This is a genomic window from Streptomyces sp. NPDC058646 (genome assembly GCF_042716875.1).
GTDB lineage: Bacteria > Actinomycetota > Actinomycetes > Streptomycetales > Streptomycetaceae > Streptomyces.
On record NZ_JBHXRK010000028.1, the window covers coordinates 1 to 19,636 of the forward strand.

23 protein-coding genes are annotated in these 19,636 nt (G+C 68.4%); 14 read left to right on the forward strand and 9 right to left on the reverse strand.

Features of this window, described 5'->3' with window-relative positions; genetic code table 11:
• On the forward strand, positions 1-171 hold a 171-nt coding region (locus ACFWUZ_RS28545), incomplete at its 5' end, for a transposase (RefSeq protein WP_384379220.1).
• A gap of 91 nt (positions 172-262) precedes the next feature.
• The gene (locus tag ACFWUZ_RS28550; RefSeq protein ID WP_384378929.1) at positions 263-598 is read left to right on the forward strand and encodes a hypothetical protein; all 336 of its coding nucleotides are present in this window, start codon (positions 263-265) and stop codon (positions 596-598) included.
• On the opposite strand, the gene ACFWUZ_RS28555 is transcribed toward ACFWUZ_RS28550, so the two are convergent.
• Positions 595-1,433 (reverse strand): IS5 family transposase gene (locus ACFWUZ_RS28555; RefSeq protein WP_384378932.1). Its coding sequence is split into 2 segments (ribosomal slippage): positions 595-1,070 and positions 1,070-1,433, totalling 840 coding nucleotides; the frame shifts between segments, so codons are not numbered across the junction. The genes ACFWUZ_RS28550 and ACFWUZ_RS28555 overlap by 4 nt on opposite strands.
• Before the next feature lie 49 nt (positions 1,434-1,482).
• Positions 1,483-1,821 (reverse strand): hypothetical protein, encoded by a 339-nt coding sequence (locus ACFWUZ_RS28560; RefSeq protein WP_384378935.1) that lies wholly within the window; start codon positions 1,819-1,821, stop codon positions 1,483-1,485.
• Positions 1,822-1,840: 19 nt separating this feature from the next.
• Between ACFWUZ_RS28560 and ACFWUZ_RS28565 the strand changes: the two genes are divergently transcribed.
• Positions 1,841-2,152: a hypothetical protein gene (locus ACFWUZ_RS28565; RefSeq protein WP_384378938.1), complete on the forward strand. Its 312-nt coding sequence runs from the start codon at positions 1,841-1,843 to the stop codon at positions 2,150-2,152.
• Here ACFWUZ_RS28565 and ACFWUZ_RS28570 read toward each other — a convergent pair.
• The gene (locus ACFWUZ_RS28570) at positions 2,136-2,363 is read right to left on the reverse strand and encodes a hypothetical protein (protein ID WP_384378941.1); all 228 of its coding nucleotides are present in this window, start codon (positions 2,361-2,363) and stop codon (positions 2,136-2,138) included. The genes ACFWUZ_RS28565 and ACFWUZ_RS28570 overlap by 17 nt on opposite strands.
• 224 nt (positions 2,364-2,587) lie before the next feature.
• On the opposite strand from ACFWUZ_RS28570, the gene ACFWUZ_RS28575 reads away from it, so the two are divergent.
• Positions 2,588-2,929, forward strand: a complete 342-nt coding sequence (locus tag ACFWUZ_RS28575; RefSeq protein ID WP_384378944.1) for an STAS domain-containing protein — start codon at positions 2,588-2,590, stop codon at positions 2,927-2,929.
• A 2-nt stretch (positions 2,930-2,931) separates the two neighbouring features.
• Here ACFWUZ_RS28575 and ACFWUZ_RS28580 read toward each other — a convergent pair whose 3' ends face one another.
• A complete protein-coding gene (locus ACFWUZ_RS28580) occupies positions 2,932-3,843 on the reverse strand; it encodes a DUF6420 family protein (protein ID WP_384378947.1) in 912 nt (303 codons plus the stop codon).
• 209 nt (positions 3,844-4,052) lie between these two features.
• Here ACFWUZ_RS28580 and ACFWUZ_RS28585 point away from each other — a divergent pair, with 209 nt between their 5' ends.
• On the forward strand, positions 4,053-4,334 hold the full coding sequence (locus ACFWUZ_RS28585) for a hypothetical protein (RefSeq protein WP_384378950.1): 282 nt from the start codon (positions 4,053-4,055) through the stop codon (positions 4,332-4,334).
• A 208-nt stretch (positions 4,335-4,542) separates the two neighbouring features.
• The gene (locus tag ACFWUZ_RS28590) at positions 4,543-5,034 is read left to right on the forward strand and encodes a hypothetical protein (protein ID WP_384378953.1); all 492 of its coding nucleotides are present in this window, start codon (positions 4,543-4,545) and stop codon (positions 5,032-5,034) included.
• 116 nt (positions 5,035-5,150) lie between these two features.
• Here ACFWUZ_RS28590 and ACFWUZ_RS28595 read toward each other — a convergent pair whose 3' ends face one another.
• Together ACFWUZ_RS28595 and ACFWUZ_RS28600 are read right to left on the reverse strand one after the other, a co-directional pair.
• Positions 5,151-5,414, reverse strand: a complete 264-nt coding sequence (locus ACFWUZ_RS28595) for a hypothetical protein (RefSeq protein ID WP_384378956.1) — start codon at positions 5,412-5,414, stop codon at positions 5,151-5,153.
• On the reverse strand, positions 5,411-6,235 hold the full coding sequence (locus ACFWUZ_RS28600) for an AAA family ATPase (protein WP_384379223.1): 825 nt from the start codon (positions 6,233-6,235) through the stop codon (positions 5,411-5,413). The genes ACFWUZ_RS28595 and ACFWUZ_RS28600 overlap by 4 nt, the downstream gene beginning before the upstream one ends.
• A gap of 189 nt (positions 6,236-6,424) precedes the next feature.
• On the opposite strand from ACFWUZ_RS28600, the gene ACFWUZ_RS28605 reads away from it, so the two are divergent.
• Together ACFWUZ_RS28605 and ACFWUZ_RS28610 are read left to right on the forward strand one after the other, a co-directional pair.
• Positions 6,425-7,630 (forward strand): HEAT repeat domain-containing protein, encoded by a 1,206-nt coding sequence (locus tag ACFWUZ_RS28605; RefSeq protein WP_384378958.1) that lies wholly within the window; start codon positions 6,425-6,427, stop codon positions 7,628-7,630.
• Positions 7,631-7,772: 142 nt separating this feature from the next.
• Positions 7,773-8,090 carry a hypothetical protein gene (locus tag ACFWUZ_RS28610; protein WP_384378961.1) on the forward strand — a complete coding sequence of 106 codons (318 nt, stop codon included), beginning with the start codon at positions 7,773-7,775 and terminating at the stop codon, positions 8,088-8,090.
• Positions 8,091-8,179: 89 nt separating this feature from the next.
• Here ACFWUZ_RS28610 and ACFWUZ_RS28615 read toward each other — a convergent pair whose 3' ends face one another.
• Both ACFWUZ_RS28615 and ACFWUZ_RS28620 read right to left on the reverse strand, forming a co-directional pair.
• On the reverse strand, positions 8,180-8,590 hold the full coding sequence (locus tag ACFWUZ_RS28615) for a hypothetical protein (RefSeq protein WP_384378964.1): 411 nt from the start codon (positions 8,588-8,590) through the stop codon (positions 8,180-8,182).
• Positions 8,591-8,629: 39 nt separating this feature from the next.
• Positions 8,630-9,466: a hypothetical protein gene (locus ACFWUZ_RS28620; RefSeq protein ID WP_384378967.1), complete on the reverse strand. Its 837-nt coding sequence runs from the start codon at positions 9,464-9,466 to the stop codon at positions 8,630-8,632.
• 270 nt (positions 9,467-9,736) lie between these two features.
• On the opposite strand from ACFWUZ_RS28620, the gene ACFWUZ_RS28625 reads away from it, so the two are divergent.
• The 4 genes from ACFWUZ_RS28625 (at position 9,737) to ACFWUZ_RS28640 (ending at position 12,939) form a co-directional block, all read left to right on the forward strand.
• Positions 9,737-10,483 carry a hypothetical protein gene (locus tag ACFWUZ_RS28625; protein WP_384378970.1) on the forward strand — a complete coding sequence of 249 codons (747 nt, stop codon included), beginning with the start codon at positions 9,737-9,739 and terminating at the stop codon, positions 10,481-10,483.
• Positions 10,484-11,166: 683 nt separating this feature from the next.
• On the forward strand, positions 11,167-11,409 hold the full coding sequence (locus tag ACFWUZ_RS28630) for a DUF5713 family protein (RefSeq protein ID WP_384379226.1): 243 nt from the start codon (positions 11,167-11,169) through the stop codon (positions 11,407-11,409).
• A gap of 100 nt (positions 11,410-11,509) precedes the next feature.
• The gene (locus ACFWUZ_RS28635) at positions 11,510-11,917 is read left to right on the forward strand and encodes a hypothetical protein (protein ID WP_384378972.1); all 408 of its coding nucleotides are present in this window, start codon (positions 11,510-11,512) and stop codon (positions 11,915-11,917) included.
• A gap of 350 nt (positions 11,918-12,267) precedes the next feature.
• Entirely contained in the window at positions 12,268-12,939 is a 672-nt protein-coding gene (locus tag ACFWUZ_RS28640; RefSeq protein WP_384378975.1) for an MMPL family transporter, read from the forward strand.
• Positions 12,940-13,673: 734 nt separating this feature from the next.
• Here ACFWUZ_RS28640 and ACFWUZ_RS28645 read toward each other — a convergent pair.
• Complete coding sequence (locus ACFWUZ_RS28645) at positions 13,674-16,769, reverse strand: hypothetical protein (RefSeq protein WP_384378978.1); 3,096 nt, start codon at positions 16,767-16,769, stop codon at positions 13,674-13,676.
• 606 nt (positions 16,770-17,375) lie between these two features.
• Here ACFWUZ_RS28645 and ACFWUZ_RS28650 point away from each other — a divergent pair.
• Both ACFWUZ_RS28650 and ACFWUZ_RS28655 read left to right on the forward strand, forming a co-directional pair.
• Positions 17,376-18,110 (forward strand): dienelactone hydrolase family protein, encoded by a 735-nt coding sequence (locus tag ACFWUZ_RS28650; protein ID WP_384378981.1) that lies wholly within the window; start codon positions 17,376-17,378, stop codon positions 18,108-18,110.
• A gap of 277 nt (positions 18,111-18,387) precedes the next feature.
• The gene (locus ACFWUZ_RS28655; RefSeq protein ID WP_384378983.1) at positions 18,388-19,461 is read left to right on the forward strand and encodes a hypothetical protein; all 1,074 of its coding nucleotides are present in this window, start codon (positions 18,388-18,390) and stop codon (positions 19,459-19,461) included.
• Positions 19,462-19,636 lie beyond the last annotated feature (175 nt).

The window sequence follows — 19,636 nt, forward strand, 5'->3', positions numbered from 1 at the left end:
TCAGAGCGACTCGGGCGGCGCCGGTGGGTGATTGAGCGGACCATGTCCTGGCTGACCGGCTACCGCAGACTCAACCACCGCTACGAGCGCCATCCTCGCAACTACCTGGCCTTTCTCGGCCTCGCCGCCGCCCTGTGCTGCTACAAACGCCTCGTCCGCCTCACCACATAGGACACGGTCTTAGAACTCCTAACGGAATGACCCGCTTGGCGTCTTCACGGGCCCGGTGATGGGTGATGCATGTGGTTGCTACTGTCCGAGCGTGACCCTGACTGACCTCAGCAACGGCTTCCGTGACGACGAACAGAGACGGCGTGTCCGGGCGGTCATTCATGATCGACTGGCAGACGACCGTGACCCGCAGGAGTGTCGCTACCTCATGCGGTTCTGGTGGCAGCTGAGCATGCCGTACCAAGAGGTGTCGATGGAGGATCTGAGGCTGAACGTCCACCAGCCGAAGCTTGACGTGGTGGAGGAACTGATCAACGCCATCAGGTCGTCCCATGCGCAGATCGATGCCTGGGCTGCGGGCGCCGAGCGGGCCTTCCCGGTTGTTGAAGATCGTGGCTTTCGGGGTTCCTCAGGCAGCGAGAGCTAGGACGTCGGCAGCCTCCTCAATCGTCGCCAGCAGATGAGACTGCAGGCGAGGCTGAGGAAGGCTTCATGGACGTCGTCGCGGATCTCCCAGCGGATCCGCAGCCGGCGGAACCAGTGCAGGTGGGCGAACGCGCGTTCCACGACCCACCGCTGGGTGCCGAGGCCGGAGCCGTGCTCGGTACCGCGGCGGGCAATCAGCGGTTTCACTCCAAGGTCCCAGACCAGTCGGCGGTACTTGTCGTGATCGTAGCCACGGTCGGCCAGCACCACGTCCGGGCGGCGCCGGGGCCGGCCGCGCTTGCCCCGCACCGGCGGCACGGCCTCAAGGAGCGGGATCAGCTGGGTGACGTCGTTGCGGTTGCCGCCGGTCAAAGTGGCGGCGAGCGGAATGCCGGTGGCGTCGGTGATCAGGTGATGTTTGCTGCCCGTCCTGCCCCGGTCAACAGGGCTTCGTCCTGTCTGGGATCCCCCTTTAACGCCCGTATGTGGGAGCCGTCGACCGCCGCCATAGAGAAGTCCAGAGCGTTCACACCGCGCAACTCGGCAAGGAGGACCGTGTGCAGCCGGGGCCACACACCGGCTTCGGTCCACTCGGCCAGGCGGCGCCAGCAGGTCATGCCCGAGCCGAAGCCGAGTTCCTGCGGCAGGTGTTCCCAGGCGATCCCGGTGTGCAGAACGAACAGGATCCCCTGGAACACCAGCCGGTCAGGGTGACGCTTGCGTCCAGGATGCCGGGCCCGACGCTCGACCTTCGGCAACAGCGGCTCGACCACCGACCACAGTTCGTCGTCGACTTCCCACGGCTTCGGCCGTACCACCCCGCACCCCCGGATCATCAGTTCCGGAGTGATCCAACCACCTTGAAGATCATTTCGTTAGGAGTTCTTAGGCGTGCTGGCCGTCGGGCCAGGTGACGCAGACGAAGCGGATGTCGGGTACGGCCTCGGTGGACGCGGGGGCGTCTGTCGGGGTGGGGGAGAGGACGGCGGTGAACCCCTCGGCGAACAAGGTTTCGGTGGTGGCCTCCAGCGCGAGGGCGTACTGCCAGCGCAGCACCTGGTCCGGGACCCGGCGGTCCGGCGATCGGACGGCGTTGCGCTCCAGGCAGGTCTCCAGGTCGGTGGTGAGGCGCAGGGCGACGGCCGGGCGGCGGTGACGGCGGGCCAGGTCCAGGAGGTGCGCGCACCTTCGGTTCCACGTCGAACCGGCGCGGCCGCCGCTCACCGCGGGGCAGGCCCGGGAGGTGACGGCCGGACTGCGCGAGGCGATGGACGACGTCCGGCGCTCCGTGGCGGTGCTGGCCGCCCGGGTCCGTGACGCCCACGCCGCCCGCATCTGGATCCCCCTCGAGCACAGCAGCTGGGAGTCGCACTGCGACGCGGAGTTAGGCATCAGCCGCGCCCAGGCGTACCGGCTACTCGACGTCGCCCGCGCCCTGGCCCCGATCGACGGCGCCGTCGCCGCCGGCCCCGGCCTGTCTCGCACGCGAGACACCCACCCGGCGCCACGGCCGCGTTCGACTCTGCTGGCATGCCTCGTCACTCGGGAAGTGTGAAGCCCAGTTCGCGGAGGCGGGGCAGGCAGGCTTCGAGGCACTGCTCCACGGACGCAGCATCGGTACGCACGAGGATGTCGTCACGCAACGGGGCGCCACTGGCCACGAACGTCCAGGGCTTCCGCCTCTCTGCCATCCGCTCAGCATCAGCTTTGAACAGCACGGTTATGCCCTGTTCGGCGAGCGCCTCCATGATCGCGACAATGTCCACCAGTGACCCCTCCAGAAGTGGCTCGAACACACCACGGTGAACCTATCCGTCCGAGGACGGACCACGAACACTGGCCTCGCCACCCAGAGTGACCAACGAGAGCCGTCCAATATGGAATACGCGACACCTCAACATGCGGGCCTACCAGTCCCGACGCCGGTCTCCGCGTCGTCAGCGGCGAGTGCGCCGTGTACGACGTGGCGGCCTGGTCCTACGCTCGGCCCATGGAAGAACACGAGAGCGCCGCGGCACGGATCCAGATGACCCGCAGCCAGCAGGGGACCGTGGTTCGTGTCGTCGGCGAGATGGACATGGACCGCGCCCGGCAGTTCCGGACGGCCCTGGACGAAGCACTCGCCGACCATCCGGCAACGATCGTCGTGGACTTGACCGCCCTCACCTTCTGCGACTCCTCCGGGCTCAACGTACTCCTGGGTGCCCGGCAAGCCGCCGTGGACCTCGGATGTCAGCTGCGGCTCGCAGGACCGAACCCGCAGGTGGTCCGACTGCTGGAGATGACCGGGGCGGATCAGCTGTTCCCCGTTTCGCCGCCGGCCGCGGCCTGACCTCACCGCGAGGGCCGTGCGCCGCAGCCAACCACGGCGGTGCACGGCCCGCTCGGACAGGTTCTGTCGCCCTGCTGGGCCCCCCACCTATCCGGCCTCGGGCAGCCCTTCGCCGCCGCTCTCGTCCAGCGGGCGCACCGGGCCGGCCAGCGCCTCGGCTTCCCGCAGGGCCGGGTGGCGGGGCCTTCATCGCCCAGTTCGACGGCGAGCAGCGCCCGGACGAACGTGATGGTCTCGATGCTCCCGGCCGGGAATTCGAAGCTCCGTAGGATCCCGCCCTGGTGGGCGGCCTCGTGGCGGCACCCGGCGGGCAGGCAGTGCCCCTCCCCGGCCAGAGCGAGCCGCCGGTAGACCCCGGCCTTCTCCTCGGTGTCCTGGGCGGGACACCCGAGGTGGTCTAGCGTGATCCGCTGGTGGCGGCCGCTGGAGCGGACGGTGAGCCGCCCTCCGCCCGGAGTGACACATCGGCCGTCCTCGGGCACCGGCCCGTACGGGTGCAGCAGCGGCAGGTCAGTCTCCGTGGCGTGCAGGGCGGGCAGGCCGTCGTACTCGGTGTACGGACCGGCGACGCCGCGGTGCTCGGTGGTCATCAGGTACTCGCCTCCCTCGTGCAGTCGGCGACGAACTCGCTCCTGGTCCTCGTCGTCGTAGTAGTCGTCGGCAGGCCAGATGCCGAACGGGCCGGGCAGGCCGGGGCCGCCGACGCCGAGCTGGGTGGCGCCGCCCTTGAGGCCGGGTGGTGGGCACGGATCACGAAGTGTTCTTCCCTGCTCCGGCGTCCACTCCTGCCCAGCGCCACCGGAAAGCATCCGGCCCGCCTCCTGGGCGGCTTGGCCGTATGCGCCCGCGCCATCGCCGCCCAGCTCCTCGGCCTTCCTAAGCGCCACCGCCTGTGCGCCGTCGCGTTCAGACACACTTGTCCCCGTCTCCTCCGGACGCGCAGCCTGCCCGGTGACCCACCCTCGGAGCAATCCGGCGTTCATCTTCACAGCCGAACCCGTACAGAAAACCCGGGATGACCTGATGATCACTAATCGTTGCGAACGGTGACGAAGTGTTCGTGTTGGGTGCTTTCATTGGTCAGTTGTGCATGGAGGCACAACCTGACTGATGAGGGGGCCGCGTGCCGTCTGTCGTGGAGCATGAGCGCAACGGATTCAAGGTTCGCGCGCACTGGCGCAACCCAGCGGGGTCGAGCAAGCAGGTGATGCTCCTCGGGTTATTCGTGTTCGCCGCGTTCGTGTTAGGCAGCAAGCCGATGGGCGGGGCTCCGGGGGAGCAGCGTCCCGTGCCGGAGTCGACGGTGTATCCGATCAAATGGCCCGGCTGGGATCAGCCGGTGGTGCGGCCTCAGCCGACCGTCTCCTACCCGATCGTCTTCCCCAGCGCCGGGAATGGCCGGTGAGCCAGCGGCGTCCCGCCCGGCGGACCAGCCGAAGTCGGCTCCCTCGGCAGCGCAAGGATTCGGGGCTGGAACAACTGGCGCTGATCGGTCTGCTCGCCGCGTGTAGCGCCCAGCGTGGGGTACGGAGCGCCACCCACCTTCTCTCACCCTAGAAATCCAAGGGTTTCCAAGCCTTGTTAGGAGTCTCCGGGGTGGCTAACCTGACGGCATGACAGACACAGCAACCACCAACCGCTGTTACTGCGGCTGCCAGACCGCCATCGGCTACGGACGCACCTTCGCCGCCGGTCATGACAAGATCGCCGAAGCCGCCTACCTCGCCGTCCACCACGACGGTTCCGTCGCCGAACTCCTCAAGAGCCAGGGCTACGGCCCCGACAACCCCGTCACCGACGCAGCCGTCGAAGCGGGCGCCTGGAAGAAGTGCGACCACTGCGACTACAAGGGCGCCCCTGGAAGCATCCGCAACCACATGGCCAAGGTGCAGAAGGCTGAGAACACCCAGCGAGAGTCCCTGGAGAAGTCCGTTCGCGCGCTCGGCGGAACCTGGGACCCGAGCCGCGGAATGCAGACCCTGCGAGACGCCGGTTACCACCCCTCCGAGAAGTACATCCGGGAGGTGTACCGACGACTGGCGGACAGTGGCCTGCTGGAGAAGGTGGATGAGCACCGGGCCATCTACTTCGTCATCGAGAAATAGGGCCAGCAAGTGGGCTCTGTGCTCGTGAAGATCCGGCCAGGGGACATGTCCCCTGGCCGGATCTTCACGAGCACAGAGCCGTCAAGCGATCACCGTTCAACTGCCGTTTCCGCGCATCAGGTGATGCTGGTGGGGAGGCTCCGGACGGGAAGGCGCTGGGTGTTGTTGTCGGTGCGCCGGTCCAGCTCGGCCCGGAGTTCGTGGATGACCTGGGCATAGACGGCAACGCGCTCGCGAAGCCGGCCGTTGTCCTCCCGCAGGGCCCGCAAGCCCAGTCCGCGCAGCCCGACGTCGACCCAGCGGGCGTAGCCGGCCGGGTCCAGCCACTTCACGTCCTTGCCGCGTACGAGGTGCGGGCCGTCCTCGAACGACTCCGTCACCGTGCCCGGGTGAGGCCGTGAACCTGCGCGCAGCCCTCGGGGTCGGCGTCCTGGTCCTCGTCGCCGCCCGGGCCGTGGATGGTGCAGCGCACTTCCGGGTCGTTCATCAGCTCGCCGGTCAGCGCGCGCAGCAGGTCGGTGATGTTGTAGGCGGGAGCCCACGACTTGCCCTCGCACGCGTCGTCGGCCGCGCATCCGACCAGGACCTCGAAGCCCACGTCGCCCTCGCCGTCGATGTCGGTGCGCTGGGCGAGGTACAGGCTGTCCGCTCCGAGGTGGACCTCGGCAACGCGGTCGCCGTCGGCGAGGGCCGAGGTGTCCCGCCAGCGCCACAGCGGGAGGATCTCGGGGCCGAAGTACCGGCGGACCAGGAGCAGATCGCCCAGGCCCTCGCCTCCGTCCCAGCCGAGATCCGCGTGCCGGGCGTCGCTGACACGTTGCAGCAGCGCCTGAAGGCGGGAGACCCCTTCGGCGCCGACGACGTGGTCAAAGCCTTCGTCGGACAGGCCGGGGAACGCGTCGACCATGGCGGCGTGCCGCGCCCGTACGACGTGCTCGGGCACCCGCCGGGTCGCGGGCCGGCCTTCCTGGCGCTCCACGCACACGTCGGCCGGGGTCGGGACGACCAGAGCGACCGTGGGCACGCCGTGGCAGCGGGCGGTGGCGATCAGGTCGGCGCGCACGGACGTCTCGCAGTTCGTCGCGTTCCCTGCCAAGTTGCTGTGTTCAGCTTGTCGTTTATGGGCCGGCGGGGGTTCAGTAACCTGCGCGCGAAGACAGGCACGCCAGCCAGCACCGAAACCCAGCCGTCCCGGCCCCAGCCGCCCTCCCGGCTCGAAGAACCGGCGGCCCGCTCCGCGCTACGTCAGGTACCTCACCACCCTGGCGGTCACGATTCCCCAGGGGGAAGCTGACCGTCGATGGTGCTCGTAGCAAAAAACCTTCTGGCACCCGACCGACCGCGAGGGACCCCGTCGGCTGTCAGTGTTCCCTGCTGGAACGATCCTGAGATGACCGACCACCGTGGCGCCGTCCTCCGCCTGTGGGGTCGCCAGCTCTACGAGCGTCAGGGCGAGCCACTCGCCTGGGCGGAGGCGGTCCTGGAGGCCACCGGTCGCCCGCCGACCGCCGTCACCGCGGCGATGTCCGGCCGACTCGACGCCCTCGCTGATTCCCCATCGGACCGCGCATGGCTGCTGTTCCGTACGGTCGCCAAGCTGGCCGCGAACCTGCGCGGCGACGGCCGCTACGACGCGGACGTCGGCACCCGAATCGGCCCACTGGCCCTGTGGTTGGGCGAGCTCGAACCACCGCTCGCCGGCCCGCTCGGGGACGCACTCGGCCACCCGCCGGACGGGCCGACATCCCTCGTCACCGTCCACGCCGCCGAGTTGAGCAGGAACCGCACGATCCGGCTGCGGGCGATCGACGCCCTGCTGGAGTGGGCCGAGCTCGGCCATCCGCAGGCCCGGGCGGTCCTGTCCGAGGTCGCCTCCGACCACCGGACGCAGGATGTCACCGTCTGGACCAAAGCACTCAACCGGATCGCCCTGTTCGGCGACGCGAGCGTCGAACCGAGCCTACTTCGCGCGCTCGCCGACACCGGGCACCGCGGGGTGCGGTGGTCGGCGCTCGCCTGTGCCGAACTCGGCTTCCGCCGGGCCGTTCCGCTGATCACCGCCCTGCTGGAGCATCCCGATCCGATGGTCCGCGAGGGTGCCTGCGAGGCGCTCGGCCTCCTCGAGGAACACGCCGCCGTGCCCGCCCTGACAGCCCGGCTGAACGACGAGACCAACGGGGTACGCAGCAGGGCCGCCCTGGCGCTCAGCCAAATCGGCGGCGACCGGGCACTCGCTGTGCTCTGGCAGGCCATGATGGAACGCCGGAACCCGAAGGCCAGTCATCTCGCCTCGGCGATCGCTGCATTCGGCCCGCCGGTGGTGGACGACCTGATCGCCCTCACCACCGATCCCGACCCGGACCTCCGAGCTCTGGCCTGCCGCGCTCTCGGCTCCACCGCTGACGACCGCGCCCTGCCAGCGCTGGAACGCCTCGCCGCCACGACCTCGCCAGAACCACCCTCGGCGGCCTCGTGGCAACCGCCGCCAAGCAGGGACTGGGCGGACCGCGCACCGCATTCGCGCGCGCACCACATCGACCTGAGCTCGACGCTCGTCTCGACTGACGTTCACTCTGAACCCCGTCGGTCGACCTGACCGTACAGCGGCTGGGCGTGAGACGGTGGGGAATTGTCTGACGTTGATATGGGGAATTGACCGACCGTCGACAGATGGCCATGGTCACGGCACTGAATAGGCTGCTCGGGTTGCAGACACAGCCGGATCTACAGGGGGCCTCATGGAGCACAGCTCTGAGCGGGAGAACGGCAACAGCTTGGCTTCTCGATACAGCCCGGACATGCAGGCAGAGCGCCACTCTGTGCGTGAGGCACTGCGCTCGGATCTGCCCGCCGCCCACATGGGCTTGGGCCTGACCGTCATCGTCTTGATCGTGATCGCCACCACGTCCAGCCCTCGATGGCCCTTGATCATTGCCGGCATCTTGACCGCCTGGTTCCTTCTTGCGCTGGCAGTGATCCACATCGGCAGCGGCCGCGGCTGGGACGCCATGCGGCGGGCCTACACAGCAACGTTCGGCTGGGGCAACTGGATCTGAAGGACGTTCGCTTCCTTCCCATCCACCAAGCCGGACCATAAACGACAAGCTCAGGGATGTTGGGGCGGCGTGGACGGGCAGCTCGGGTTTCAGGTCGGCGGGCGCAGGTGGACGACGTTACCGATGCCCTCCAGGGCTGGTCCCGGTCGGTCCTGGTCGTGCGTGAGCACTGCCGCGGCAAGGGTGAGCCGGGTGATCTGCTGTCGGAGGTCCTGAATCTCGGCGTTCTGGTCGGAGATGGTCTTCTTCAGCCCGGCGACGGTTTCCCGGAGGCGCTTCTCGGGCTCGGGAACCTGGCGGGTTTCGGTGCGGACGCGCTCGTAGAACTCGTTCTTCAGGTCGGCGTGGCGTTTCATGAGGGCCATGCGGTGCACGCCTGCTTCGACGGCCAGGGCGGTGGCGGTGAGGCTGCCGTTGGAGAGCGTGGCCTGACCGGTCAGGAGGCGGTCCATGGCCTTTCGGATGCGGGTGCGCTCGTCGTCGTCGTGGGTCGGGTTCACCGCAGGGCCTCGGTGGTCTGGGCGGTGGAGTCGTGGTTGTCAGCGGTGGCTCGCAGGCGGGCGGCGTGGGTCCGCAGCGGCGGGCGAGGGGTGGGGGCAGGCGGTCGGCGAGCTGGTCGAGTTCGTCGGCGCGTTCGCGGAGCAGGAGGGCGTGGCCGTCAGTGCGGGCGGTGTTCGCGCAGCCGGGGCGGCAGTCGTACTGGCGGGGTGCGTGGCACCGGGGTCGGGTTCGCACCTGGCCACGTCGTGCTTGAAGGCGCAGATCAGCAGAGCCTCGGGGTTGTCGTGGAGCACGATGCCGTCGCGGGCGAGGTAGGCGCGGGCCTTGTGTACGAAGGTGCGCGGGACAATGCGGCCCTCGAAGCGGGGGGCTTGGGCGGTGGCAGTGAGGGCTCGGCGGGCGGCGGGTCCTGAGAGGCCTTCGCCGGCGGCGAGCCGGTCTCGCAGGCGGGCGGCGGTGTCGGCGGCGGCCAGAGCGGTTTCGACGTCGAGGACGGTGTGGATGCCGCCGCGGCTGCGGGCACCGTAGCGGCTGGAGGTGCGGGCGTCCAGGACGGTGCGCATGTGGCCGTACTGGATCGCGAGTGCGACCAAGCCGCCGGGGCGTCGGGCGATGTGCCAGGCCAGGGTCCTTCGGAAGCGGCTGACCTGGAGGGGTCCGTGCGGGTCGTCGGGGACAAACTGGCCGGCCAGGTTGTGGGTGGCGGCCTCACGGTTGACCCAGCTCACGAAGTCCTTGATCCGCATATTCAGACCGCCCGACTTCAGCACCCCGCTGTGCTGGCCGGAGTGGTGGGCGGAGCTGAAAAGAAGATCGCCTTCGGGCAGCATCTTCTCCAGCACTCGGATGGCGTTGACGACCGGCGTGATGGCCACCCAGGGCACGGCGCGGACCTCGCCGGCCGACAGGTGGTGACCATCGGGGTCAGTGACGTTCTTGAAGTGGCGCGAGCGGATCAGGTGACGGCCTGGGATACCGACAGCGGCGGGTTCCGGGGCAGGGCAGCACCCGGAGCGCAGGTTCAGAGATCTTCATGGACCGCGGTATCGACGTCCTATTGCGGTGACGAAAGAGCTGTTGCCCTCGTGAGTGAGGGTCGGCACCAGGAGTCGGTCGTCGGCTCGCAAGTTGGTTAGGCTGACCGGATGACAGCTGATCGCTTGGTCGACCCGCGCCCGTCCGCTGCAGCCAAGTACCGCCGCATTCTCGCCCTGGCCGGCGCGGCCGGGATGGCCCTTGCCGGGAGCGCCTGTTCCTCGTCCGGGAGTTCCGGCGGGGCCGCCTCGGGCGGTGAGAAGCTGTCCTACGACCGGGTCGCCTCGACGGCGAAGCAGCTGACGGGTACGTCGGCCTGCCCGTTCGGCCTCGACCCGGCGGCGGCGCTGAAGGCGGCCGGTGCCGAACGGACCGTCACCCCGGCGGCGTCCGGCGGCCACCCCGCGGTTCAGGGGACCGTCGACCCGGGCCGGCCGGCTGAGGCCTGGCCCAGCGGGCAACCCACGCCGTCCGGGGTCCCCTCCAACCCCGCCGTCCCGCCGAACGCGTCCGTCGTCTGCAACTTCACGGCTTCGGAAGCCCCGGTGGAGATCGACCTCGTGGCGGCGTCCGAGGGCGGGGTGGCGGTGAACCTGGCGCTGCCGCAGATCGCCTCCCTCGGCAACCTCCGCGCCGAAGAGGTGATGGCGTTCTCCAAGGACAAGCCCGGGATCGGCCAGACCAGGGTCACCCCGGGCCGGGGCACGGTCGCCGTCGCACGGGTGGCGGTGGCGGGCAAGGGCGACTTGGCGCTCGTCGTCTCCCAGGGATGGCCCGTCACCAAGGCGGACCCGGCCCTGGCCGGCGAGTCGCTCAGGAAGGTCGCCGAGGCACTCGCGGCCCAGCTGCGGCCGTAGGCGGCGCCCGCAGGCGACCCGCCGCGCACTGCTCGCCGCCCGACCGGAGCGAGCCGGTGCGGTACTCGGGAGGGCCGAACCGGAGGTCGCCAGGGCCCGCGGCCGAGGCCGCATCGGAGCCCCGGGTGGCTCCGAACGAGTGGACTCGCCGGACGGCGTATGGGACGGGGCCTCCAGCCGGGGCTCGGGGGTGGCGTTGCCATCCGAGTCCCTGAGCTGGAAGAAGCACCCCCACATGCGACGCACCCCCTCCCGCCGTCCGTTCGCCGCGGCGATGCTCGCGGCGTCCGGCCTCTGGCCTCGGTGCTCCCACCGACACAGACACCGTCCAGCGGAAGACCGACCACCTTGAACAACAGGTCGCCGAGCTCCGCGACCAGCTCTCCGAACGCGAAGAAGACCTCCAGGCATCCCGAGCCACTAACCGAGAGTTGATGACCCAGCTCCACAGCACCCCACGCTGACCTCACTACGCCTGTTAGGAAAGTGCTGGTCACGAGTGATCTGGCATACATGGGCGGCGTAGCTGTCAGTGGTGTCGTGCATGATCGGCGCGTCAGTGTTCTGCGGAGATGGGGAAGCGCATGCGGATCACAAACCAGCAGGTGACAGGGCACGCGTTTTTGCGGCCGATGTAAGAGGACTCGTACTTCCCAGATCACTTCGTAGACCAGGGCAGGGCGATCCTGCTGCGACTGTGCGAGCGGATTGAGGCTGAGCAGCCGCCGAATCTGGAGGCCCTGTACGCGCTTACCCAGGCCGCGACGGAGGAGTTCAACCTTTTGGAAGCGGAGTTCGAGGCAGCCGGGAGTGAGATCGAGACGGTTGCGCGTGAATGGATCGCTGAGGAGTTCTGGCTTGTCGCGTCGGCATACGGCTTTACAGACGCGGATGCAGAGGAGCTGATCGCCGGCCGAGACTGGTGAGCGAGTGCCAGAATGACGCCCTTCGGTCACCTGCCTCATGTCGCTGTCAGTGCGGGGTCCTATCCTCCGGGGAGGTCGCGGATGGCATAGGAGTCGGACGATGCAGATTGCAGGTATCGACCTGTACGTGAATCACCCAGTGATGGCCATCGGTTCGACCGAGTGGATCCCCACGACACTGGCTCTCAACAACGAGCCTGCTGCTTCCTGCGACACCCATCTCATCGTCCGCGTGCAGGCCCAGACCGTGCTGGTCAAGGTACGGATCTTCAAAGATCACGGTGGTTCGGATGGCCAGGGACGGGATCTGGAAAGTCTGACCACGGTGTTCGACGGACCTCTTCTGCTGAGCGATGGCCGACTCGTCGTGGGGGACGTCGTCGGTGAGAGCCGGTTCACCACCTCCCTGCTCGGCAGGCCGGGCCGGCGGCGGGTCCGGGTGTCAGTCGACGAAGCGCAGGGGTGGGCTCGGGCCGTTGACATCGTCATCAGTGCCGAGACGGTGTGACGGCGCCTCCTTTCCGTCGCTGAGCGTAGCGCCTCAGTACACCTCGCGCGTTCGAGCGCGTACTGGTCGATTGCCTGGACGACCAGCACCGCCCGAGTCCAACGCGACCGAGGCACCCGAATCGTTGTCCCGACGCACTACACACAGCGGGCAGGGGACAGGATGACAGCCCCTCATCATCGCTCAGGGCTGCCAGCGCGGAGCCTCATCGTCGGGCGTGTCCGGGCTGGCGAAGTGGAATGGAACTGAGAGGTGCTCAGCAAGGGCACGACCAGCCCGCTCGGCAGCCACCGCTACGGGGTGGCGTTCGTGCTCGCCAGGCACCGGGAGTACCTTGCGCCCTGGGCAGCATGGTCGGGCTCGGAGTGGGCATCGACTACGCGCTGGAGCGGTGGCGACGGCGGGGAGGCCTGTGGTTTTCGCCGGCGGCGTCGTCGTCGGACCGCGGACTCGATGACCGCTTCGGGGCTGGACTCCCGACGGGCCGCGGAACTGATCGAGCGGGCCGGCACCGGCCAGGAGGGGATGACCGCCCAAGTGGTCGTCACCCCTCTCGACGGCGGTGCGACGTTCTTCGACGACGACGGCGCGCGCACCGCTCTCACGCGGTTGCAGTCCGAGGTGAAGCGGCTGTCGCACGTGGGCGGGAACCTCTTTTACGCCTTCTCGACCCGAACGGCGGGGCAAGCGAGCTGATCGGCATCCTTGCCGCGGCCGCGATCCTGTTTCTGGCGTTCGGTTCGCTCGTCGCCGCCGCGCTGCCGATCGGCATGGCGGTCTTCGGGCTGACCATCGGGGTCGCCACCATGACGGTGCTGGGCAAACCTGGACAATCGGGCAGTATTTCACACGGTGCGTCGATCGCTGGGAACAGGGGCCGGGCCGGGTCATGGCCCCACGGAGCGCGGTGCGGTCGCCGCACTCCTGTTGCCGCCTCCTCCGTGCGGAGTGTCGTGCGCAGGGTGGATGTCAGTGGGATGCGCAGGGTTATGACAGTGGGATCGCAGAGTTCGTGTCAGTAGGCAGTGACGGCTCGGGAAGCATCCCGGAGGCTGTAGAGCACGCTGTCGTGGAAGCGATCGATGTCGCCGCGGGTGACCCTCGGCGGCGGCCAGGTCTTTGGGGTGAGCGCTGGGCGGCGTCGTGGGGGTCGGTTCCGCCGTCGACCAGACGCGGAGGAGGATCTCGGCCTCGGCGGGTTGGATCGGGCCGCGTACGGATGCGTGGGGCTTCGTCCGTCGGTGAGACTGCCGCCACGGCGACGAGACTGGGCAGGACGCCGCGGCCGCCGGGTGGATGCACTACCGGGGCATGGACCTCATCGTCCTCAGTGACAATATGCGCAGTCGCCTGTGACCGAGCCGATCTCCTCCAGCCGCTCCCTTCGCCGCGAGAGCCCGCAGCGACGCCGCGACTCAGTGCCACGACGCGCTCACCGTCTTCACCGCGCTCGCGTACGCGGATGGCCCCCTCGCAGCCGACCCCCTCACGGCCGCCCTGTCCTGGACCCGCCACCAGCTACCTGGACGAGCTCGCCCGCGCCGAGCTCGTCGAGCGCGAACCGTGCCCGCGGTGCGCTGCGCCGCCCGGCTCACCGTGCCGGGCGAACTCTGGCGTCGTCGCCGTCGAGGCGCAACGCCGTCCCGGAAACGACCGATTCCGGGACGGCCGCCCGCCATGGTGACCGGGAGGCGTGGGCCGTCCGACGGTGACATGCTCGCCGTCGCCCTTCGCCGGCGCTACAGCAAGGATTCGGTCACCCCAATCGCGCGGCACCTCGGCGTCGGCCGGGACGCACCTTCCCAGCCTCGGTGCCGAGGTGGTGTCCGAGCGCCCGGTAGGCGTCGAATTGGGCGTGGTCGAACCACTGGTCGGAGGTGGCCTGGCGGGGGAAGGCCTTCTCCCGGAGGGCGTAACTGAGCAGCTCGTACGGCATGTCGGGGGTCAAACTGGCCTTCACGTAAATGATCGTCCCCTTTGTGGCGGCTGGTGCGTCGGGCGAGAACAGGACTGGTTCCGGGTACTCGATCGTGCCGCGCACCACGCAGGTGGCGGAGAACCGGGCGTTCAGGGCGGCCATCGGCTCCTCGGGCGAGAGCGGTTTTGCGCTGCCGGGCACCAGGTCGAGCAAATTCTGGCCCTTCTCTTCGAAGGTGATCTTCACTCCCAGATCCTCGTAGGCGAGTGTGATCGCCTGCGCGAGGGTGGTAGCCAGCGGCGGCGTGTCCCCGGAAGCGTCGATGACGTAGATGGTCCGGCAGCGGAGCCGGAGCATTTCGACCAGACCGAGATTGTCGAAGTGCCCGCCGTCGGTGCACAGCAGCAGGGGAGTGGTGTCCGAGTACCGGCCCACCAGCTCCTGGAGTTGGTACCGCAGCCGCCGTACCCGTGGCAGCCGCGGCATGATCCGGTTGGGCCCGTACTTCGCCAGTTCCGCGAGGTACAGGGGGTTGGGCACCCAGGTGCCCAGCCGCATGTTGGACAGTGCGAGCAGCCGCTCCATGAACATCGTCTGTGAGCCCATCGCGGACGCGAAGGCCGCTCCGGACACGGCGACGGCGGACTGTACGGTCAGGTCGCGCCTGATCAGTGCGGGGGCCGTCTTCTGCAGGGTGTCGGTGCGGACCCAGCCCGTATCGGGGCCGCCGCAGTAGTCGGAAGCGAAGGTGAAGGGCACGGCGGGGCGGCCGGGCGCGGTGCGGTTGCGCAGCGATACGGCTGCGGAGGCGGCGAAGATGACCTGAGGGAAGCCCTTCACCTGCTGTGCGTACGGGTCTAGCGGAGTCGGCTCGTTGTTGTAGTCGTAGGGCAGGGCGCCAACCGAGCCGTCCTTCAATACAGCGCGGCGCACGGAGAAGGCGTTGGCCAACCGCTGTCGGTAGAAGGGGTGCAGGCTGAACGTGGTCTGGTCGATCGCGAGCACCAACATGGGCAGGGCAATCGGCGCCGTCCATTTCCACCATGCGGGCCAGCCGCCCGCGTAGACGGCCGCCCAGGACATGAGGGCGAGGCAGAAGAACGCGACCAGGAGCAGGACCAGCCAGCAAACCACGACTTTCACCCAGCTGCCGCCGACCTGCATGACGAGGGAAGTGTTGTGCTTGCCGAACACGCCTGCCTTCTCGCCGTCCGGCTTCAGCTTCTTCACTGTCTTGTGGACGGCGGTGAACCAGGTGCCGATCGCGGTCGCCGCTGCGGTGAGCGCGGCGAGCATCGACAATCCCCTGCCATCGTTGTCCACCACTCCCTGCTCGTGCGCCAGCCAGGCAAAGAACCAGATCACTGCCGGAAGGACGATGGAGATCAGGGCGACCGCCAGGGCCATTGCCACGATCGCGTTCACCGTGCTCCGCAGCCATGCCGGGCGGGACTTCGTCTTCCCTGCCCTTGCGCAGGCGAGGCCCACGGACACCAGGCCGGCCAGGCCGAACAGGGCAAGGATGGGGTGCCCGGCGTTCGGGTACAGCTCAAGGGACGGCAGGAACACCTCTGCTGGCCCGGGACACTCCGGGATCTCCGGGGTCTCACACGTCGGCTCGAACACCTTCGTCTGCGGCGTGAAGCGGTGGAGGTCGGTCAGCGGAAGCCATGAGTAGAACGCGTTCAGGAACTGGCCTGCCACCGCGAAGACCAGCGCCAGCATGCCGAAGGAAACGGCCATGCCCCGCAGCACCGCCCCCGCGGCGTTCAGTTTCTCCTTAGGGGTGTCCGCCAGGTACTTCGCGTGCCGGCGGATATGGTCCTCCTCCGGGCTGCCCGGCGCGAACGCGTCGGCGGGCTCCGCGAGGCCGGGCCGCACAGAAGGGTTCCCGCTTGCGTCCTTGAGCCGGGCATCGGTCAGGGCCAGTTGGAGGGCCCCGGCGGTGTACCCGCCGCCGGACACCGACACCAGATACGTCGCCTTGAGCAGTTGCCCCCGTAGTGCCTGCAGCGCGCCCAGGGTGATCGAGGCTGACCGGATGCCGCCGCCGGAGACGCAGAAGCCGACCTCCGCGGGATGCCGGCCGGGTGGCTGGTACGCGCGGGTGCGCCAGCGGGTCACCGCACTGGCTTTCGGGTCCTGGGCCTTGGCCGGGTGGGGGGCGGTCCACTCGGGCCGGGGCTCCCAGTCGTGGGGCGCGGCAGGCGGGAGGATCACGTCGGGGTCGCTCCACTGGCTCTCCGTCCCGCCCGTGATCCTGTGGGCGTGGGCCACGACGGGACGGGGACGGTCCTTCCGCGCACTTCGCACGAGGGAGGGCTTCAGCACCCACCGGCAGAAGAGGGTGACGACGATTAGGACGGCCGCTGCCACCAGCGGGACGACGAGCGCCCATTTCAGCTGGGCGAAATAGGTCGCCCACTGCAGGTTCCGCTCCAGATCACGCTCCACGGCCGGCCGCAGGACCCCGACCCAGGGCAATACAGGACCGTCCGGGTCGGTCTTGATCCGGTCCAGGGCCTTCCAGAGGAAGATGTTCTCCACGCAGTCCGCCGCCACCGCCACGGGGGTGAGGATGAGGGCGCGGCGGGCCCACAGGCGTGTGGACTTTCGATAGAGGAGCAGGTGCCCGAGTCCGAAAGCCCCGGCGAGGGCCGCCCCGTACCCGGGAATGAACCAGCGCCAGTCGAGCACGAGGCCGTCCTGGAAGAGCTTGGACTCGCCTCCGTCCTTCACGATGACGCGGGCCTCCTTCGCCGTCGCTGCGAACTGCAGCAGCAGTTCCCCGTCCCCCGAGGGCCTGGCCCGAAACGGCGGATCCGCCCCGTACCAGAGGATCATGAAGAGACCGGCGGCAAGCCCGAACAGACACAACCACACCGGCCAGGGCGAAATCTCTCGCAGCTTCAACTGCGCCTGAGCGTTCGACATGCACGCAACGTAGTCACCTGAGCGCCATTCGTATCGATGCGCGCCATACACAAGGTCGTACAGGACCCGCTCAGTCCATCCGCCTTAGCCGTCACACCAGCTGATGCCACCACGCTTCCCGCGCGGTCCCTCCACGCGGTGGCGGCAGAGCCCCGCCAGGGCCGGCCGAATGGCCACTGACACATCCTGCGTCCCACTGACGTCTGCTCTGCGCCCGACAGTTACTCGCAGCGATAACTGTCACTTCGCAGGGATTTCTGTCACCAGTCGGTCGTAGCCGCCGAGCGGCGCACGAGCCGAGGTGTCCTGTCGCACTGAAGCTGTCGGATTCTCACTGTGTCCCATGCGGAGCGTGTCGGTTCTCATCCAATCGAGCCGCTCGGGTTGGAGTGCTGGCGTCGGCTCGTGTCCGGTGGGCTACGCTGTGCGGCTATGAATACCGGGACGGCCTTGCGCCACACACGGATCGGTGACCCGGGGCTCTTCTGAGCGCCGTACGGGCTGGTTCGGGCCCGCTGTTTGATCGAGGCTCTTGTGCTGCTGCGCGGGCTCCGCCTCTGTCGTGTTGATCACAGGCACTGCACATCAACCACGACAGGAGCATTCATGCGCACCAAGACGCTGCGGATTCCCACCACGGACGGCCAGGCCGACGCCTTCGCCGCCTTCCCCGACCACAGCGAGCGGCACCCAGGGGTACTGATGTACGCGGACGGCTTCGGCATCCGGCCCGTGTTGCGGGAGATGGCCTGCGAACTGGCCGGGCACGGCTACTACGTGCTCGTCCCCAACTCCTTCTACCGCCACGGCCCGGCACCGTTGGTTGAGCTTCCTAAGTACATCGGAGAAGAGTTCCGGCCCGCGGTCTTCGCCCAGCTGATGCCCCTGATCGAGGCGCACACCGCCGAACGTGTCCTGAGCGACGCCGACGCCTACCTCAGGTTTCTCACCACTCAGCCCGAGGTCGGCGCCGGACCGGTCGCGGTGACCGGCTACTGCATAGGCGGCCTCTACGCGATGCGCACCGCCGCGGCCCACCCCGACCATGTAGCGGCCGTCGCCGCGTTCCACGCCCCCGTGGGTGTCGATGGGGCCAGCCTCTTCTCCAAGCTCACCGCCCAGGTCCACCTCGGCCACGCCGAAGGCGACATGACACCCGAGGCCCTCGGCGACCTCAACCAGGCCCTGGATACGGCAGGTGTCGGCTACACCTCCGAGATCTACCCCGGCACCATCCACGGCTTCACCATGTCCGACACCGACGCCTTTAGCGTCTCCGGGCTGAAGCGCCACTGGGATCGCCTGCTCCCCCTCCTGGACCGAGCCCTGGCCAACAGCTGAGGCTCCAGCCTGGAAACCAAGGCTGAAACGGCCGAGACCAGCAGGCGGCATGGCGGGCCACACCGATGTCTCCATGGCCGTGGCCCGCCTCCATCGCGAACGAGACTTTCCGTAAAAGCCAGGTCGCTTGAGAACCCCGAGCCTCCGAGGTCGCAAACGACCTGGCATCCCGGCTCGTCAGAGGCCCACCATCTGACAGCCGCGGTGCGACAGGGCAAGCGTTGACGCAGGTTGAGGCGGTAGGGGGCTGTCGGTAGCTGGTGGCAAGATCACCGACATGAGTTTCGTACGCACTACTCCGCCGCGGCCTGTGGATGTGACCGCGGTCTTTCCCGAGCTGGCTCCCCTGGCGCGACCTGCGATGCGACTGCATCCGCGTCCGGGGTCGCCTTCGGTCAGGGACAGCTCGGTCGGTGGGCCGTTGCTGTGGCCGGCAGGGGAGCCGTGGCCGCGCTGTGAAGACGCGCACCTGCACGTGGACAGTGGATTCCGCCAGTCACCGACCGAAGTGCGGCTCAAGAGACACTTGCAGTTCCGATGGCGCCCTGACGGCCAGGCTGCCACGCTCACGCCCGAGGAGGAGGCGCTCCAGGAGCGCAATGCTGCGTGGCTCGCGGAACGGCTCGACGCCGGCCCTCCCGGGCCCGCCGAAAGTCCAGTCCCGATGTTGCCCGTGGCTCAGCTCTTCCTGCGTGACATAGCCCTGTTGCGGCCGCCCGGACAGGCCGATCTACTGCAGGTTCTCTGGTGCCCGTACGAGCACGATCCGGACTATAAGCCGGCGACCGCACTGTTCTGGCGGTCGGCCGCGGAGGTCGGCGACGTCCTCGCCACACCACCGGAACCGTACGAGGCGGACTATCCCGGTTACGTGCCAGAGCCATGCGTGCTGGCACCAGAAGCGATCACCGAGTACCCGAACAGCCTGGATCTGAGCCCGGAGCTGCAGCTCATGCTGGATGACTGGAGCAGGTGGCAGGCAGCCGGCGCCGGCGTGGACAGCTCCTATGCGGAGTATCCGCGCGAGTTCTATTCCACTTATCTGGGCAACGCACCCGGCTGGAAGGTCGGTGGTTGGCCCCCATGGGGCCGAACCGACCCGAACCCCCGGTACTGCGCCGTGTGCGAGGTGCAGATGGTCCCGCTACTGACGATCGCTTCCTGGGAATGGGACGGTGGTAAAGGTCGCAATTGGGCGCCGCAGGAGGACCAGGCCGCCGCCGCTGGCTCTCATTACGCGGGCCAGGATCCCTCGCAGCCGACGAGTGTAGAAGTAGGTAGCACTGACAACATGCAGATCTACGTCTGCCCGACCTCCCCCGAGCATCCGCACACCGACCTGATTCAATGAGCCGCCATGCCTTTCAAGCCGCGCCAGCACGCTTCGAAATCGGTGACAACCCGCCTGCGAGCACGGACCTTGTGACAACTAGCGCGAACAACTAGTTACAACCATCGCTGTGCACTTGACCAAGAGGACCAGGTCAGGTCACCCGTTCGGTGACAGATATCGCTGCGAGTCACAG

Coding starts and splice junctions, on each gene's coding strand:
- ACFWUZ_RS28590 (WP_384378953.1), top strand. CDS start 4,543: ATGACAGACACAGCAACCACCAACCGCTGTTACTGCGGCTGCCAGACC.
- ACFWUZ_RS28610 (WP_384378961.1), top strand. CDS start 7,773: ATGGAGCACAGCTCTGAGCGGGAGAACGGCAACAGCTTGGCTTCTCGA.
- ACFWUZ_RS28640 (WP_384378975.1), top strand. CDS start 12,268: ATGGTCGGGCTCGGAGTGGGCATCGACTACGCGCTGGAGCGGTGGCGA.
- ACFWUZ_RS28650 (WP_384378981.1), top strand. CDS start 17,376: ATGCGCACCAAGACGCTGCGGATTCCCACCACGGACGGCCAGGCCGAC.
- ACFWUZ_RS28655 (WP_384378983.1), top strand. CDS start 18,388: ATGAGTTTCGTACGCACTACTCCGCCGCGGCCTGTGGATGTGACCGCG.
- ACFWUZ_RS28625 (WP_384378970.1), top strand. CDS start 9,737: ATGACAGCTGATCGCTTGGTCGACCCGCGCCCGTCCGCTGCAGCCAAG.
- ACFWUZ_RS28605 (WP_384378958.1), top strand. CDS start 6,425: ATGACCGACCACCGTGGCGCCGTCCTCCGCCTGTGGGGTCGCCAGCTC.
- ACFWUZ_RS28575 (WP_384378944.1), top strand. CDS start 2,588: ATGGAAGAACACGAGAGCGCCGCGGCACGGATCCAGATGACCCGCAGC.
- ACFWUZ_RS28635 (WP_384378972.1), top strand. CDS start 11,510: ATGCAGATTGCAGGTATCGACCTGTACGTGAATCACCCAGTGATGGCC.
- ACFWUZ_RS28645 (WP_384378978.1), bottom strand. CDS start 16,769: ATGTCGAACGCTCAGGCGCAGTTGAAGCTGCGAGAGATTTCGCCCTGG.